The organism is Pseudomonas sp. NPDC089396, assembly GCF_044749545.1.
Lineage (GTDB): Bacteria > Pseudomonadota > Gammaproteobacteria > Pseudomonadales > Pseudomonadaceae > Aquipseudomonas.
Window position 1 is genome coordinate 70776 of record NZ_JBIVIC010000003.1, and the last position, 14561, is coordinate 85336.

A 14561-nucleotide genomic window follows, 5' to 3' on the forward strand; every position below is an offset into this window, starting at 1 on the left:
ATGAACGACAAAACCTTACGCATCGACATCAACTCGGACATGGGTGAAGGCTTCGGCCCTTGGAAAATGGGCGACGATGAGGCGATTCTCGATATCGTCACCTCAGCCAACGTTGCCTGCGGGCTGCATGCCGGCGACCCGGAAATCATGGCTAGCACATTCGCACAGGCCAAAGCCAAGGGTGTGGCGGTGGGGGCTCACCCTGGTTTTCCGGACCTATGGGGGTTTGGTCGCCGGGTGATCCCGCACACCACCGGTGAAATCGAGCGCTTCGTCGCGTACCAGGTTGGTGCGGCTGTGGCGCTGTCCAGCTACGCCGGCCACCCGATCACCTTTGTCAAAGCCCATGGTGCGCTCGGTAACCTCACCCAAACGGACCCCGACGTTGCCAAGGCGATCGCCAAAGCCGTCAAGGCTGTGGACCCCAAACTCGTCTGCGTCACATTCGCAGGTGGTCTGATGATACCGATTGCCAATGACATGGGCCTGGAAACCCGTGCGGAGGTGTTCGCTGACCGCGCCTATACCGAGGCCGGTCATCTGGTCCATCGTAAAGAAGCTGGTGCGGTGCTCCATGACGTAGATTTTGCCGCCCAGCGAATGTTGCGCATGGTCCAGGCAGGCGGGATCGAAACGGTGAGCGGGCGCATGCTTCCGGTCCATATCGATACCATTTGTGTGCACAGCGATACGCCAGGCGCGATCAGCATGGCGCGGTTGCTGCGCAACACCCTGGAGGCGGCCGGTGTCCTGGTTAGTGCATTCGGTGGAGGCGCTCGCTGATGGACAAACCTCTTGTCGAGCGGCTTGTCAGTCTGCTCGAAAATGGCGCGTTGAGCGAGATCGAGTATTCAGCGGGCGGCACGCGTATCCGTTTGGTGAAAGCGTCGGCGCCGGTGCTGACTGATCAGCTGCAGCTCCCTAAAGCGCAGGCACCCGCCGCAAGCCCAAGACCCCAGTCGAGTTGGACCATTGATGCCGGATTGACGGGTGTTTTCTACCGCGCACCTTCACCGGACGAGCCCGCATTTGTCGAGGTTGGCACCGTTATCCGGGAAGGCCAGCAGGTCGGGATCATTGAGGCAATGAAGATGCTCAACGTGCTTGAAAGCCAGCGCGGTGGGCGTGTGGTGCGCATCTTGGCAGATGATGGCGCTTCAATCGAGGCAGGAATGCCGTTGTTCGAACTGCAGCCGCTGGAGGACAACCATGTTTGACTCTGTGCTGATCGCCAACCGAGGCGAGATCGCTTTGAGAATCCTGCGTGCCTGCCGGGCTCTGCAACTGCGAACCATCGCCGTGCATTCTGCAGCCGATGCTGACCTTCGCCATGTGAAACTGGCTGATCAGGCGCTGTGTATCGGGCCTGCGGCCTCGGCGCAAAGCTATCTGGACATTGATCGCCTACTGGAAGCTGCAGAGTTGACCGGTGCGGGCGCCATCCATCCCGGCTACGGTTTTTTGTCCGAGCGCGCCGATTTTGCCGAGGCCGTAGAGCGTGCCGGGCGGATTTACATCGGCCCCACTGCCGCAGCTATACGCCTGATGGGCGATAAGGTCAGTGCAAAAAAGGCCATGCTTGAAGCCGGTGTGCCATGCGTACCCGGTTCGGACGGTGCTCTGCCCGCTGACCCACAAGCGGTAGCCGACATTGCCCGTGATGTGGGTTATCCGCTAATCGTGAAGGCAGCAGGAGGAGGGGGCGGCCGGGGCATGCGCATCGTCCGCGAGCCTGGCCAGTTGGCGCAGGCGGTGGCCACCACGCGCGAGGAAGCCAATCGTGCGTTTGGTAACCCGGCCCTGTACATCGAGCGCTTCCTTGAGAAACCGCGGCATATCGAGATTCAGGTTCTGGCGGACGGGTTCGGCAACGCGGTGTGGCTGGGTGAGCGTGACTGCTCAATGCAACGGAGGCACCAGAAGGTTATTGAGGAGTCGCCAGCCCAAGGTATTTCGCGTGAGGCGATTGCCGAAATCGGCCAACGTTGTGTCGAAGCCTGCGTGCATATCGGCTATCGGGGAGCCGGTACGTTCGAGTTTCTCTACGAAGAAGGCGGCTTTTACTTCATCGAGATGAATACGCGAATTCAGGTCGAACATCCTGTGACCGAGTTGGTGACCGGCATCGACTTGGTGGTTGAGCAACTGCGCATTGCGCGCGGCCAACCTCTGTCGTTCGGCCAGAAGGATGTGACCGTGACCGGGCACGCAATTGAATGTCGCATCAATGCCGAAGACCCATGGAAGTTCACGCCGGCGCCGGGAATGGTCAGCCAATGGCTTGCGCCTGGGGGGCCTGGGGTTCGTGTCGAGTCACACCTGTACTCCGGGTATCGGGTACCCGCCCATTACGATTCACTGGTGGCCAAGCTGCTCACGTATGGCAACACCCGTGAGGAGGCCGTCCACAGGATGCGGCAGGCGTTGGGGGAAACCGTGCTGGAAGGCATTTCATCCACCATTGCACTGCACAGCCGGCTGATGGATGAGCCTGGCTTCCTAGCTGGCGGTTACAACATCCATCACCTGGAACATTTGTTCGAACAAGGCTTCGGTCAGTTTGCGGAGACCCCTTATGAGCGTTGAAGAACTCGAGGTACTGATCGAGCAGTTGCAGGGTCGGGGTATCGCACGCTGTGAGTACGAAACCGAGCAGGGGTCAGTGGTTCTGGTCTTCGCGGCAGATGCCGCCGCCTCTGTGGCGGAAACGGAGCAGTTGTCAACTTCGTATAGCCAGGCAAGTTTGGTTGAGTCCCCAAAGGCCGGTTACTTCTTGGCCACTCATCCGTTACAGGGCATCTCGCTCGCGGCGGTGGGCGAGCCCGTCGATGCAGGCGCAATCATTGGTTTCATTCAGGTTGGGGAAGTACTCGAACCCGTCAAAGTGAAAGCCGGTGGCGTAATGGTTGGTTATTGCCCAGCCGACGGCGAGCTCGTCGGTTATGGCGCGCCAATCGCCAGGCTGATCCCGTCCTAGATAGCAGTTTACAAGCGCACGACTTTGTCGTGCGCGTTCTCTCCATTGATATTCAACCATTCCAGAAGAAGAGGTCGCTGCATGCGTGCACATTGGCCCGTGGTGCCTGTTGTCTTTTGTTTGACCTTTGCAACGGATCTGAGAGCCGCTGGCTTTCTCGAAGACAGCCGGGCAAACGTCGATTTCAGAAACCTGTATTTCGATCGTGACTTTCGCCAGCCTGGAGGTAATCAGGCAAATGGGCAAAGCCAGGCTCGGGAATGGGGCCAAGCCGCCGTCCTGACACTCCAGTCCGGATTTACGCCAGGCGCACTAGGGCTGGGAGTCGATGTCATCGCCATGACCGGGCTCAAGCTCGACTCCAGCACAGATCGAGCGGGCACCGGCATGTTCCCCGCTGAACACGACGGCAGCTCGGTGGACGAATTCAGTCGGCTGGGCGCAAGCGTCAAGTTGAAGTACTCCAAGACCCTCGTCCGCTCAGGTGTGATGGCCTTTCGTAAACCCGTCCTACAGAGCGCCGATTCTCGCCTGCTACCCGGGTTGTTCAAAGCTACCACGCTGGAATCCAGCGAATTGGAGGGCCTGACGCTCCAGGCTGCGCGCGTGACCCAGACGATGGGTTTGGATTCTTCGGACTGGGGGCGGCTGACCAGCCGATATGGTGGTCGCAGTGACGAATTCACCTTGTACGGAGCAGACTATGTACTGACTGAAAAAAGCCAGATCCGGGCATATTACGGAAAGCTGGATGGTATCTACCAACATACGCTCGCCAATTACATTGGCCGTCTCGACTTCTCCGCTGATCGACATCTCTCCTTCGATTTGCGCTGGGCGAAGGCCGCGGAAGTAGAGGACTTTCGCGACATCGATAACAGGGCATTTGGCGCCTTGATAGGCTATCGCCAAAAGAATCATACGGTGAGCGTGGGTTACCAGAAGATGAGCGGACGTGATGCATATCCATACGTGAACGGCACCGACCCCTACCTGGTCAACTTCGTTCAGATCCTGCAGTTCTCCAACGCTGGGGAGCGCTCGTGGCAGGTACGCTACGATCTGGACCTGGCTGGCTGGGGTATTCCAGGGCTGAGCTTTATGAGCAGATATGTCCAAGGCGACCAGGTTCAACTTTCCAGTGGGGGTGAAGGTCGCGAGTGGGAGCGCAATAGTGAGCTCACTTATGTCATCCAGGCTGGCTCATGGAAAAACGCCTCGTTCAAATGGCGCAACGCCACAGTCCGCTCAACCTTCGGTAACGATATCGATGAAAACCGCCTCGTGATCAGCTACCCACTGAGTCTGTTCTGATGGATCATTGATCCCGGATCATATGCCCTGCTTCGCGGCGGGGCGTTCTGCTGGGTCGAACTCGTGGGGAACCAATGAATACACGTTTCATCGAGGCATTCCTCCAGATTGCCAGGCTGAAGAGTTTCAGAGCCGCCGCAGAACACCTGCACTTGACCCAGGCTGCCATCTCCAACCGGATTGCTTCGCTAGAGGAAGAGATCGGCGCTCGGCTATTTGAGCGGGAGACCCGGGAGCTCAAACTGACAGCGGTCGGTTCAAGGTTGGTGGACTATGGCGAGCGCATGCTTGATCTCGAGCAGGAAATCCGCCACCTGGGCCGGCCTGGCCACGAGGTCCTGGGGCTGGTGCGCATTGGCGCAGTAGACAGCGTGGTGCATACCTGGTTGATCGCCTTTCTAAAGCGTCTGCAGTCAACTTACCCAGGTATCGAGGTTCAGCTAACTTCGGAAACCAGCGCTGGCGTGTACAAAGCGCTGCGTGATGGCGTGATCGATATCGCCCTGCAGACGCATCCCATCGAAAGTGATGGGATCACCAGCATTCCCTGCCTGTCGATTGCCACAGGGTGGATAGTCAGCAATCAGGCGATGATAAGCACCCAGCAGCCCATACTTGATTTGCTGGGGCAGCCGACCATCACCATGAGCCAGAACTCACAGCCGCATCTGGTCCTCAAGGAGCTCTATCGCAGGTTTAGTCTTCCAGTCGGCAAAACGCATCACGTCAGCTCCATCTCCGCACTGGTACAACTGGTTGAGGCGGGGTTTGGCAACGCGTTCGTGCCCCTTGCACCCGTGCGTTATGCCATCGAGTCTGGTCGAGTAAGGCTGGTAGAATGCGGGCTGGCGATTCCTAACCAGCCATTGGTTGTAAGCTATACCCAGGCGCACTCATCCGAAGCCATCCGCCTGGTAGCTGAACTCGCGTGCGTTGAATGCGACCAGTATGTACGCGCCCTTGAGCCCCCGTACGCAGCCACGTAACCCCGTCTGCCTCCTGAATGTGTATACGACATGCTTGATCGACTTCGCTCCATGGAAGTATTCGTTGCTGCTGCCAACACCGGTTCGTTTGCCGCTGCGGCGGCTCAGTTGGGCATGTCCGCACAGATGGTGGCGCGCCATGTGCAGACCTTGGAAGACCGCCTGCAGGTGCGGTTGATCAACCGCACGACCCGCAAGCAAAGCCTTACCGAAATTGGTCACCTGTACCTGGTACGCTGCAGAGATGCCCTCGCGGCCGTCGATGCCGCCGACGTTTTGGCGATGGAAGCACACGAACAGCCCCATGGCCGCTTGCGTATCAGTGCGCCGCAGCAGCTCGGCTCACATAGTCTGATGGGCTTTGTCGGGGAGTTCATGCAGCGCTATCCGAACATCGAAATAGACCTGCACCTTTCTGACCGTGCGGTGAACATTATCGAAGAGGGCTTTGAGGCAGTAGTGCGTATTGGTGAGCCTGCGGTTGGCGAAAGCAGCAGTTTGGTAGCGCGTCCTTTGGGGTACTACCAGATGCTTGTTTGCGCCGCGCCAGACTATCTGGAACGCCATGGTGTTCCAGTTCACCCAAGTGATCTGCACCGGCACCAGTGTCTGGGTTACGTGTTCTGGGACCGTATTGTCTACGATGAATGGCTTTTCACCCGTGCTGACGAGCAGTTCTGCGTGCGTGTTGGCGGACGACTTCAGGTGAACGACGCCGTGGCTCAACTCAATGCTGCGCGCGCAGGGCTGGGCATTTTGCTTGGGGCCGAAGATCTGGTGGAGAGATCGCTGGCGGCTGGCGAGCTGGTGCAAGTGCTGCCTGAGTATCGAGCCCCCTACAAACCTGTTCACCTGATCTATCCCGCCGAAAAGCAGCGCAGCGTCAAGCTGCAGCGCTTTATTGATGAGGCGGTTGCCAGACTCGGGGAGTGAGCGACATCTTCAACTGGCGCTTTGAGGCTCGAAGCGCTAGTCCACGATACCTTAGCGTGTCGAGCTGGTAATCAGTCTGTTCCTGGCATTCCTAAGTGGCTCACGGCCTGCAGCAACCAATGCCGTACAGGTCGCACAACAGGTGAGAGCATGGTTTCGTCTAAGAGCACGCCTGTATCAAGTTCATCCTCCCAAAAGCCAAGGACTGGTAAGCACCCAGCCACTGCTCCAGACGACGAATCTGTTGCCCAACTGCGCCCAGTGTAACCCATAGACGTTGGGCTGCCTCGACGGGCGCAGCGGCCGGCGCCAGAGCTATGCGCACGAGCCGCTACCGAGCATAACCTATACCTACATGGTCAGCGGCGAGCACGAGCCGGAGGAGATCATTCGTTCGGTCAAGCGTGGTATCTATGCGGCAAACTTCAGCGGGGGGCAGGTGGACATCACCAGCGGGCGCTTCACCTTTGCCGCGACTCAGGCGTATCTGATCGAAGACGGCAAGATCACCGCACCGGTCAAGGGCGAGACATTGATCGGCAACGGGCCTGAGTCGCTCAAGCATGTGAGCATGATCGGCAACGACCTGGCGTTGGATGAAGGCACGGCGACCTGTGGCAAGGATGGCCAGAGTGTGCCGGTCGGGGTAGGGCAGTCCACCTTGCAGATTGACAACATGACAGTGGGTGGCAGCGCTTGATCGAGCACGAGGGCAGAGGAATCTGCCCTCGTTCAACAACGATCGATCAGGATGATTGCAGACGACCGAGCGTGTTCGCTTCAGTTCGCCAGGCCTGCTTTTTCCAGGACTTTGTCGAGCCATGACTGGTCCAGCGCACCGGTGGCGATCTCTGCCTTGACCGCTTCTTCGTGAGCCTCGTGCTCGCGTGCCTTGCCCAGCACCTGTTCGGCCAGTTCCTGAGGGAAAGCAACGATGCCGTCTTCATCCGCCACGATGATGTCGCCGGGCGAAACGATCATGCCGCCAACCGAAACCGGCACGTTGATTTCGCCCGGACCGCTCTTGTACGGGCCGCAGTGAACCACCGCCCGGGCATAGCAAGGGGTGGACTTGAAGCTTTCGACATCGCGAATCGCCCCGTCGACGATGAAACCCACGCAGCCGCGCTGCTCTGCGTAGAGCTTGATCAGTTCGCCGATGACCGCGTTATTGGTGTCACCCTGAGCGTCGATGACCAGTACGTGACCTGGCTCGATCAGCGTCAGCGCCTTGTAGATGAACAGATTGTCGCCCGGGCGGGTCTTCACGGTCAGCGCGGTGCCGACAATTTTGCCCGAGGTGTTGTAACGGGTAAGCCCTCGCGCGCCAATGTGTCGACCGAGGTTGTCGCTGATGTGCGGGGTTACGACCGATTGGAACGATTCGATCATGTGCGCAGGGGCGAGGGTTGGCGACGGCAGGATACGAGACCCGGGTAACAGCATGACAATCTCCTGAATGACTTGAACCAGCGGGGTAGACGCCGATGGTAGGAGAGAACTGCAGTTACTTTTAGCGATATTTATCGATTCAAAACCATCGCTTTAAGTGATGATAAGGCTGGTGAAGTCGCAAGCCTGTTGTGCCAGTCGGGCGACTTCGCCGCTGAGGCCTTGGTAGCGATCGGCCCGATGCACGCAGACATAGCTGATCGGCGGCAGCGGCAAGTCGGTTTGAATAACCTTCAATCGGCCCTGCTCGATCAACGTACTCATGCATTGCCTGGGCAGGTAGCTGAGCCCTACGCCGGAAATCGCCAACCCGACCTGGGCGACCAGGTAGTTGCTGGTGAGGGTCCTGGTCAACCGCACATCGTGTTCCGCCAGCCAACGGTCGTAGGTTTGTCCGGTGCCTGAACTGCCACCCTGTGTCAGGACAGTAAACGACGACAGGGACTGCAGGCTCATCGGCGCGTTCCCGGGGTACAGGGAGGGGGAGCACATCCACGCATTTTCGACAGCGGCCAGTGGGGTGCTGATGAAACGGGGATCGCGGAAAATGTCGGGCACGATGATTAAGTCGAGTTCGTCTGCCTCCAGCCGGCGCAGCAGGTCGGTACTTAATTCAATCGATGGTTCCAGGTCGACCTTGGGATAGGTCTGGTGGATCTGTTCGACCAGGGTAGGTAGCCAGGTGAGCGCCGTGAGCTCGGTGACGCCGAGTCTGAAGCGTCGGACCAGCGTTTCCTTCGAGCTGACGCGCTCCAGTAGGTTATCCCGCTGGCGCAACATTTCGACCGCGCAGCCATGCAGCTCCAGGCCTTTCTGGGTGAGGCGGGCGCTGCGCTTGGAGCGATCGAAAATCGCGACACCAAAGGCGTCTTCCAGCTCTTGTACCCGTTTGGAGATCGCCGATTGGGACATGTTCAGTTTGGCCGCCGCCGCTTCAAAGCTTCCCAACTCGACAATCCAGTAGATAGCCTCGATTTGCTTCAACGTGATCATCGCTTTCCCTAAGGTCGAGAGGGCCGTATTAGAGCGGCTTGGCCAAATTTAGATGGCGCTAAGAGTGATCTGATTGTCCACCAAAAGCGATGATAAGTGGTGAGTATTTGTCGCTTTTTTTCTACCTTTGCCGCGCCTAGATTACCGCCGAATTACAAAAACAAGGGTTTGAAGTATGTCGATCGCTGAAGTTGCCCAGGCCAAAGGGCGCAGCAGTTACCGGTGGATAGTGGCTGGAATGATTTTTTCGATCTACACCATCGCTGCTGCCGACCGCGCCAATCTCGGCGTTGCACTGCCGTTCATTCGCAAAGAGTTCGAGATGAGCAACGCTGAAGCGGGTGGGCTGATGAGCCTCTTCCTGCTCGCCTATGCGTTGGCGCAAATCCCGGCGGGCCTGGCGTTCAGCCGCATGGGCGTGTGCCGGATCCTGCCGACTGCCATGGTCATGACGTCGGTGTTGACCGGTTTGGTGGGCACGGCTGGCTCACTGCTTGCGTTGAAAATCTATCGGTTTGGCCTGGGCCTGGCCGAAGGGCCGCTGCCGATCAGCATGACCACCACCATCAACAACTGGTTCCCACCGAGGGAAAAGGGCATTGCTTCAGGCATCTTCCTGTCTGCGGTCAAGTTCGGCCCGGTCATCGTGCCGCCGCTATGCGCCGTGATCATCGCGGTCTGGGGCTGGCGCGAGGTGTTCTACTTCTTTGCAATACCCGGCATCTTGTTGTCGATCGCTTGGTATTTCATGATTGCCGATCACCCGTCGAAAAGCCGATTCGTCAATCAGGCCGAGCTGGACTACATCACCGACGAAACGCCGCTCGACAAGCTCGCCAGCACAAAACCCGCTGAGCAAAAGGCGGCAGGACTCGGCCTCAAGCGCCTGGACTTCTTTATTCGTCGCCGCGAAGTGTCTGCGCTGGAGACTAAGCGCCAGGTGTTTGGCTCTTGGCTGATCTGGGGAAGCGCGCTGGCGTACTGCTTCCAGCTGGGTGTCTCCAGCGTGTTGTTGTCATGGATCCCTACCTACCTGATCACCGTCAAAGGCTTCTCGCTGATGAACATGGGCCTGGTCTCGGCAGCGCCGTGGGTAGGCGCGGTGCTGGGCAACCTGTTGGGCGGGTACTGTTCGGACCGCTGGTTGGCTGGGCGGCGCAAGCCGGGGATGTTGCTGTCGGCGCTGGGTACCTCGGTGATGATGTACCTGTTGATCCATTCACCTGCCGACCCGCTCTCGTACGGGCTGTTGCTGATGGCGACCGGTGTCGTGCTGAGCTTCGGGTTTTCGTCGTACATGGTCTATCCCATGGCATTGGCGACCAAGAAAACCTTCCCCGTGGCCAACGCGATCGTCAACATGGTCGGGCAGCTAGGGGCGGCAGCGACGCCGTTCCTGACCGGTCTGCTGCTTGACAGTTACGGTTGGAACTACGTGTTCACCTACCTTGCCATTGGTTCGTTCGCCAGCTTCGTGCTGTTGCTGACGATTCTGGAGCCGGTGCCGAAGGCAAATAGGGCGTGACCTCACGGTGTATGGCGTCACCTGTTGTGATCAATCAGTCTGTTTGAAAGGAGTTAACGATGCACGCAGAAGATAAAGCGCTGGTCGCACTGTTCGAAGGCCTGGACACCCCCGGCGTTTCGGATGCCTTGGACAAGCTCGGCCTTCCTGGCCACTGCTTTGGCGTTATGCCGCTGGATAACTACAAGCAGGTGGTCGTCGGCCCAGCCTTTACCGTTAAGTACGTATCGGCAAGCGTTCCGCCTGGCACTGTGGGCGATTTCATTGATGACGTTGCAGAAGGTGACGTCGTTGTAATCGACAACGATGGCCGCACGGACTGCACCGTGTGGGGCGATATCATGACTCAATATGCAGGTTCCCGTAACATTGCAGCTACGGTCATCGACGGCGTATGCCGAGACGTGAACAAGGCCCTTGGCGATGGTTACGCGGTGTTCAGCAAAGGCCGTTTCATGCGCACTGGCAAAGACCGTGTGCAGGTCGAAGCGGTCAATCAACCGGTTTCCATTGGCCAGGCGCGTGTCTGCCCACGCGATATCGTTGTGGCCGATGCCAATGGTGTCGTTGTAGTTCCGCGTGAGCGAGCACGTGAAGTTGCCCAGGTGGCTCGGCAGATCGAGGCGGTGGAAGCGGATATCCGCGCATTGCTTGGCCAAGGGCGCACGCTGAAACAGGCCCGTGAAGAGCTTGGCTACCATACTCTGCAGCGAAAGCACTGATCTTCATTGATCCGGATGCTCTGCGCTGAAGGCGCTGAAACGACTTAAACCGGGTAGACCTACAGAGAACATGCCGGTCAAATATCGATTCAAGAGGTCAACGCCTTCAGTCCTTCAGATCGAGTCTTTTCCCGATTAAGGATCATGCATGCCAACCCCAGCATTGGACGCATTACTGCCTGTGGCAACCTTGATTGCCGTAGGTGGATTGGCTGCCAGGCTGGGGTGGGTCAAGGCCTCTTCGCTGTCCGATCTGTCGAATCTAGCCTTCTTTCAAGCTTTGGATGGCTGAGCAGGAGCTGAACTGCTGGCCAGGATAGGCTTGGCCGGGAGCCCGGCCAAGCAGGCTGGCACATCACAGCCGGGGATCATTTTCCCATGTGGTGCCGTAGTAGTCGTGGATACCTTTGCCCCAAGTCGGGTCGCTCATGTTTGGCCAGTTGTCCTTATCGAAGCCTGGGGCGTTTTTTAGTCGGTCCTTGTCGGCATCAAGGACGAAGCGCTTGTTCACCGTATCCAGGCGCAAAGCAGCCCACGGCACGGCAAACAGCTTTTCCCCCATTCCCAGGAAACCGCCGTACGACAGTACAGCGTACGCAACCTTGCCGCTTGCGGTATCCAGCATGATTTCCTTGATGTCACCCAGGTCTTCGTCTTGCGTGTTATACACGTCGTTGCCGATGAGGGTATCCGCACCCATCAGCCGCGGCCCCGGGCCGCGGTCTCCCTCGACAGTGAAATCGGTCCGTCCCTTGTACATACCGTACTTGTCGCGTTCTTCGAAGTTCATGGTGCGCTCCTGGCCATAGGCCATAGGCAGTAGAGCATCTCGACTATTGATTCAAGGCCGCTCGAATGACGCCGGCGGGAATGCCCGGCGTGATCAGACGATTTTTTGACCGCGCGATTTCCCCTAGAGCATTAAGCAAGGCTCGTATGAGAGGCGGGCGGGACAGCGAGCGACAGGCTTGGACACTAAGCTTTGATGGCTTGAGTGCGTTTCTGCGGCGCTCAGAACAGGAGAGGGGTCAACATATCCAGTCGTTCGCTGTTTGCGACCAGCGGTGGGACGTGGAGTCGACTGATGCGGTGCTGCGGACGGCCGTCAATTAGCTCTGACCCATTTTCCAGAAACAGGGATGAAAAGACGCTACAGCGTTCCCCTGCTGAGCGTCCTGGCGACCCTATTCGTGTTCGCGAAAGGCCGATATGGGTCGATAGCTGCCGGTCGTGACTGACCGCAATCGACCCATAGCGGTAAGTGGTTGCAAACCTTTTTGGTCAAATCACTTTTACCGCGCGGTCAATGAACTTCACTGGACCCGTCGGCAGCCCGGTAGGCGAATTGGCGGATTTCTCCAATGTCAGCTCGAACAACTGGTTGGCCTCAAGCGGTGGCAGGCTTTGTAGCGGTACACGATAGGTCTCTCCGGGTTTGACCAGGCCCAGTAAAACCGGTGCTTGCCACTTCAAAAAGATCGTCGATCGGACCTTCAACGAGCTGTACAGCTCCTGAGCCATCGATCCGTTGTATGCCAAATGGTTCACCAGCCCGATCCCGCGAAATCCATGAACCTGAACTTCCTTATGTCTGATGCGCTGAAGGCGCTCTGCACCCAGGCTCTGATACAACGTTATAGCTGTTATGCCAACGCTCTATAGCAGCTATTTCTCATGCTCTTTAAACTAACCCTTCGCGTAGGGCGCGACCCGCGTGGCGCCCCGCTACGCGAATCCCGCGTCATCGTTTTCGACTGTTTTGCTGAAGGTTATTCCGTGCACGTTGATGCTCGTCTTCCCGGTACAACCGGTATCTTTTGCCTGGGCCTGCTGCAAATACTGGTCTGGGGTGGTTCATTCTTCCTGTTGGCGGTCATGGGCGAGCCGATCATGCGTGACACCGGCTGGGGTAGCCAGTGGGTATATGGCGCACTGTCCCTGAGCTTGATGGTCTCGGCGTTGCTCGCACCGCTCTCCAGCCGACTGGTTGCACGTTACGGCGGCCGCGCTCAGTTGGCGAGCAGTGGCGCGATCGTCGCTGTTGGCCTGCTGGTCATGGCGTGGAGCCAGACACTAACCGTGTTTTTGTTCGCCTGGGTGGTGATCGGGGTGGGGATGGCAGCAGGCCTCTACGAAGCGCTGTTTTCAACGCTTGGAGCTCTTTACGCTGAGCAAGCCGGTAAAGCAATCACCGGCATTACGCTGATCTCCGGCTTTGCAACAACCCTATCCTGGCCCGTGGTTGCCTTGGCGATCGAGCAAATGGGCTGGCGTGAAGCCTGCGTTGCTTATGCCGCCGTGTTATTGGTGATTGTGGCGCCTTTGTACCTCTGGGTACTCCCGCGCGGTGGTCGCTTACCGCCGCGTCAGCGCACTGCAGAGCAGGGCACAGGTGGGGTCGACAAGCGGATGTACCGGCTTCTGGTCTGGATCTTCGCCCTAGGCGCGATCATTATGACTGCGGTTTCCGTGCAGTTGGTGGCGGTCCTGCAAGGGCTTGGCTACTCACTGGCCGCTGCCATTGCGCTGACTACGCTGCTGGGCCCCAGCCAGGTGGCCTCACGGGTGCTGCAGATGCTTGCCAGCAAGCGCCATCCCATCTGGACCGCGCTGGTTTCCGTAGTGCTGGTGGCGGTCGGTATGTTGCTCGTTGCAATAGCGCCTGGCGCTACCGCCCTGGGCCTGTTGCTTTATGGACTGGGCAATGGCTTGCGGGCGATTGTGCGGGGGCTGTTGCCGCTCTCACTGATGCCTGCATCCCAGTACGTGACGCTGATGGGAAAAATGTCCCGTCCATCCTTGATTGGGCAAGCCCTGACGCCCTTGGTGGGTGGCTACCTGATGCAGCATTTCGGTGCCTATGGTGTACTGGTAGCGCTGTGCGGCCTCGCATCGCTCAATGTGATCTTGGTGGGGTTGGTGCTTCGAACGCTGCAAAGCGTCCCCCAGGCTGCTTCGGACAGCACGGCACAAGGTAGCAATAATGACTGACGCTAAACGCCCCGAGCTTTTGATTGATGGGCCGATTGGCCACATTCAACTGATAGTCGATGAGCCAACAGCGCTTTCAAAGGGGGTGGTGGTAATCAGCCACCCTCAACCTCTGCTCGGTGGCAGCCCTCAGCATATTGTCCCGGTAACTTTGGCGCGCAGGCTAACTGCAGCAGGCTGGACGTCCATACGCCCCTGTTTTCGTGGAGTAGGCAAAACCACAGGTCCGCATGACGAGGGGATTGGTGAGTGCGAGGATAGCCTGGCGGTTGTCGAGTACGTCAGGCTCAAGTACCCGCACCTGCCCGTCGCCCTGGTAGGGTTTTCCTTTGGCGCCCACGTGTTTGCACGTGTCGCCTGCACCTTGCAGGGCTCGCTGCATGCGGTCGCTCTGCTTGGCATGCCTGTCGGCCATGTACCCGGCGGTCGTTACTATGAGCCGCTTGCCTTACCGCAGGGCTGCCTGCTGGTGCATGGCGAGCTGGACGAAATGGCACCTTTGCAGAACCTCCTGGATTGGGCGCGGCCGGACCGACGCCCGGTGGTCCTTTACCCGGGAACCAACCACTTTTTCAAAGGATGTTTGGCCGAAGTCGCCGAGCTTGTGGCGAAGCACTTGAACTCACCACGGTGACCCCCGCTCCCTGATGCGCCAAGCGATGCCACGC

At 58.4% G+C, this 14561-nt stretch carries 14 protein-coding genes and 2 pseudogenes; 12 read left to right on the top strand and 4 right to left on the bottom strand.

Going from position 1 to position 14561, the window contains the following annotated elements; translation table 11 throughout:
* The 8 genes and pseudogenes from ACIPZB_RS06280 to ACIPZB_RS06315 all read left to right on the top strand — a co-directional run.
* Complete coding sequence (locus tag ACIPZB_RS06280; RefSeq protein WP_400639435.1) at positions 1-783, top strand: LamB/YcsF family protein; 783 nt, start codon at positions 1-3, stop codon at positions 781-783.
* Positions 783-1217 (top strand): acetyl-CoA carboxylase biotin carboxyl carrier protein, encoded by a 435-nt coding sequence (locus tag ACIPZB_RS06285; RefSeq protein WP_400639436.1) that lies wholly within the window; start codon positions 783-785, stop codon positions 1215-1217. Before ACIPZB_RS06280 ends, ACIPZB_RS06285 begins: the two co-directional genes overlap by 1 nt.
* Positions 1210-2586, top strand: coding sequence for an acetyl-CoA carboxylase biotin carboxylase subunit (accC, locus tag ACIPZB_RS06290; protein WP_400639437.1), 1377 nt, complete (start codon positions 1210-1212; stop codon positions 2584-2586). The genes ACIPZB_RS06285 and accC overlap by 8 nt, the downstream gene beginning before the upstream one ends.
* On the top strand, positions 2576-2977 hold the full coding sequence (locus ACIPZB_RS06295) for a hypothetical protein (protein ID WP_400639438.1): 402 nt from the start codon (positions 2576-2578) through the stop codon (positions 2975-2977). The genes accC and ACIPZB_RS06295 overlap by 11 nt, the downstream gene beginning before the upstream one ends.
* 81 nt (positions 2978-3058) lie before the next feature.
* Positions 3059-4291, top strand: coding sequence for an OprD family porin (locus ACIPZB_RS06300; RefSeq protein WP_400639439.1), 1233 nt, complete (start codon positions 3059-3061; stop codon positions 4289-4291).
* A 74-nt stretch (positions 4292-4365) separates the two neighbouring features.
* Entirely contained in the window at positions 4366-5277 is a 912-nt protein-coding gene (locus tag ACIPZB_RS06305; RefSeq protein WP_400639440.1) for a LysR family transcriptional regulator, read from the top strand.
* A 51-nt stretch (positions 5278-5328) separates the two neighbouring features.
* Positions 5329-6210, top strand: coding sequence for a LysR family transcriptional regulator (locus tag ACIPZB_RS06310; protein ID WP_400639441.1), 882 nt, complete (start codon positions 5329-5331; stop codon positions 6208-6210).
* Positions 6211-6508: 298 nt separating this feature from the next.
* Positions 6509-6910, top strand: a pseudogene (locus tag ACIPZB_RS06315) (metallopeptidase TldD-related protein); the annotation flags it as partial.
* Positions 6911-6990: 80 nt separating this feature from the next.
* On the opposite strand, the gene ACIPZB_RS06320 reads toward ACIPZB_RS06315, so the two are convergent.
* Both ACIPZB_RS06320 and ACIPZB_RS06325 read right to left on the bottom strand, forming a co-directional pair.
* On the bottom strand, positions 6991-7656 hold the full coding sequence (locus ACIPZB_RS06320) for an RraA family protein (protein ID WP_400639442.1): 666 nt from the start codon (positions 7654-7656) through the stop codon (positions 6991-6993).
* A 99-nt stretch (positions 7657-7755) separates the two neighbouring features.
* On the bottom strand, positions 7756-8655 hold the full coding sequence (locus tag ACIPZB_RS06325) for a LysR family transcriptional regulator (RefSeq protein WP_400639443.1): 900 nt from the start codon (positions 8653-8655) through the stop codon (positions 7756-7758).
* A gap of 238 nt (positions 8656-8893) precedes the next feature.
* On the opposite strand from ACIPZB_RS06325, the gene ACIPZB_RS06330 reads away from it, so the two are divergent.
* Positions 8894-10180, top strand: coding sequence for an MFS transporter (locus ACIPZB_RS06330; RefSeq protein WP_400639445.1), 1287 nt, complete (start codon positions 8894-8896; stop codon positions 10178-10180).
* Between the two features lie 59 nt (positions 10181-10239).
* Positions 10240-10902 (top strand): RraA family protein, encoded by a 663-nt coding sequence (locus tag ACIPZB_RS06335; RefSeq protein WP_400639446.1) that lies wholly within the window; start codon positions 10240-10242, stop codon positions 10900-10902.
* A 355-nt stretch (positions 10903-11257) separates the two neighbouring features.
* Here the strand turns inward: ACIPZB_RS06335 and ACIPZB_RS06340 are convergent, their stop codons facing one another.
* Both ACIPZB_RS06340 and ACIPZB_RS06345 read right to left on the bottom strand, forming a co-directional pair.
* Complete coding sequence (locus tag ACIPZB_RS06340; protein ID WP_400639447.1) at positions 11258-11692, bottom strand: PRC-barrel domain-containing protein; 435 nt, start codon at positions 11690-11692, stop codon at positions 11258-11260.
* 491 nt (positions 11693-12183) lie between these two features.
* Positions 12184-12372 (bottom strand): annotated as a pseudogene (locus ACIPZB_RS06345) (anti-sigma factor domain-containing protein); the annotation flags it as partial.
* Between the two features lie 357 nt (positions 12373-12729).
* Here ACIPZB_RS06345 and ACIPZB_RS06350 point away from each other — a divergent pair.
* Positions 12730-13893 (top strand): MFS transporter, encoded by a 1164-nt coding sequence (locus tag ACIPZB_RS06350; protein ID WP_400639759.1) that lies wholly within the window; start codon positions 12730-12732, stop codon positions 13891-13893.
* Positions 13886-14527: an alpha/beta hydrolase gene (locus tag ACIPZB_RS06355; RefSeq protein WP_400639448.1), complete on the top strand. Its 642-nt coding sequence runs from the start codon at positions 13886-13888 to the stop codon at positions 14525-14527. The genes ACIPZB_RS06350 and ACIPZB_RS06355 overlap by 8 nt, the downstream gene beginning before the upstream one ends.
* The last annotated feature ends 34 nt before the right edge of the window (positions 14528-14561 follow it).

Excerpts from the sequence above, each read along its gene's own strand:
- accC (WP_400639437.1), top strand. The coding sequence starts at position 1,210 with ATGTTTGACTCTGTGCTGATCGCCAACCGAGGCGAGATCGCTTTGAGA.
- ACIPZB_RS06305 (WP_400639440.1), top strand. The coding sequence starts at position 4,366 with ATGAATACACGTTTCATCGAGGCATTCCTCCAGATTGCCAGGCTGAAG.
- ACIPZB_RS06295 (WP_400639438.1), top strand. The coding sequence starts at position 2,576 with ATGAGCGTTGAAGAACTCGAGGTACTGATCGAGCAGTTGCAGGGTCGG.
- ACIPZB_RS06280 (WP_400639435.1), top strand. The coding sequence starts at position 1 with ATGAACGACAAAACCTTACGCATCGACATCAACTCGGACATGGGTGAA.
- ACIPZB_RS06355 (WP_400639448.1), top strand. The coding sequence starts at position 13,886 with ATGACTGACGCTAAACGCCCCGAGCTTTTGATTGATGGGCCGATTGGC.
- ACIPZB_RS06325 (WP_400639443.1), bottom strand. The coding sequence starts at position 8,655 with ATGATCACGTTGAAGCAAATCGAGGCTATCTACTGGATTGTCGAGTTG.
- ACIPZB_RS06310 (WP_400639441.1), top strand. The coding sequence starts at position 5,329 with ATGGAAGTATTCGTTGCTGCTGCCAACACCGGTTCGTTTGCCGCTGCG.
- ACIPZB_RS06340 (WP_400639447.1), bottom strand. The coding sequence starts at position 11,692 with ATGAACTTCGAAGAACGCGACAAGTACGGTATGTACAAGGGACGGACC.
- ACIPZB_RS06320 (WP_400639442.1), bottom strand. The coding sequence starts at position 7,656 with ATGCTGTTACCCGGGTCTCGTATCCTGCCGTCGCCAACCCTCGCCCCT.
- ACIPZB_RS06335 (WP_400639446.1), top strand. The coding sequence starts at position 10,240 with ATGCACGCAGAAGATAAAGCGCTGGTCGCACTGTTCGAAGGCCTGGAC.
- ACIPZB_RS06285 (WP_400639436.1), top strand. The coding sequence starts at position 783 with ATGGACAAACCTCTTGTCGAGCGGCTTGTCAGTCTGCTCGAAAATGGC.
- ACIPZB_RS06300 (WP_400639439.1), top strand. The coding sequence starts at position 3,059 with ATGCGTGCACATTGGCCCGTGGTGCCTGTTGTCTTTTGTTTGACCTTT.
- ACIPZB_RS06330 (WP_400639445.1), top strand. The coding sequence starts at position 8,894 with ATGATTTTTTCGATCTACACCATCGCTGCTGCCGACCGCGCCAATCTC.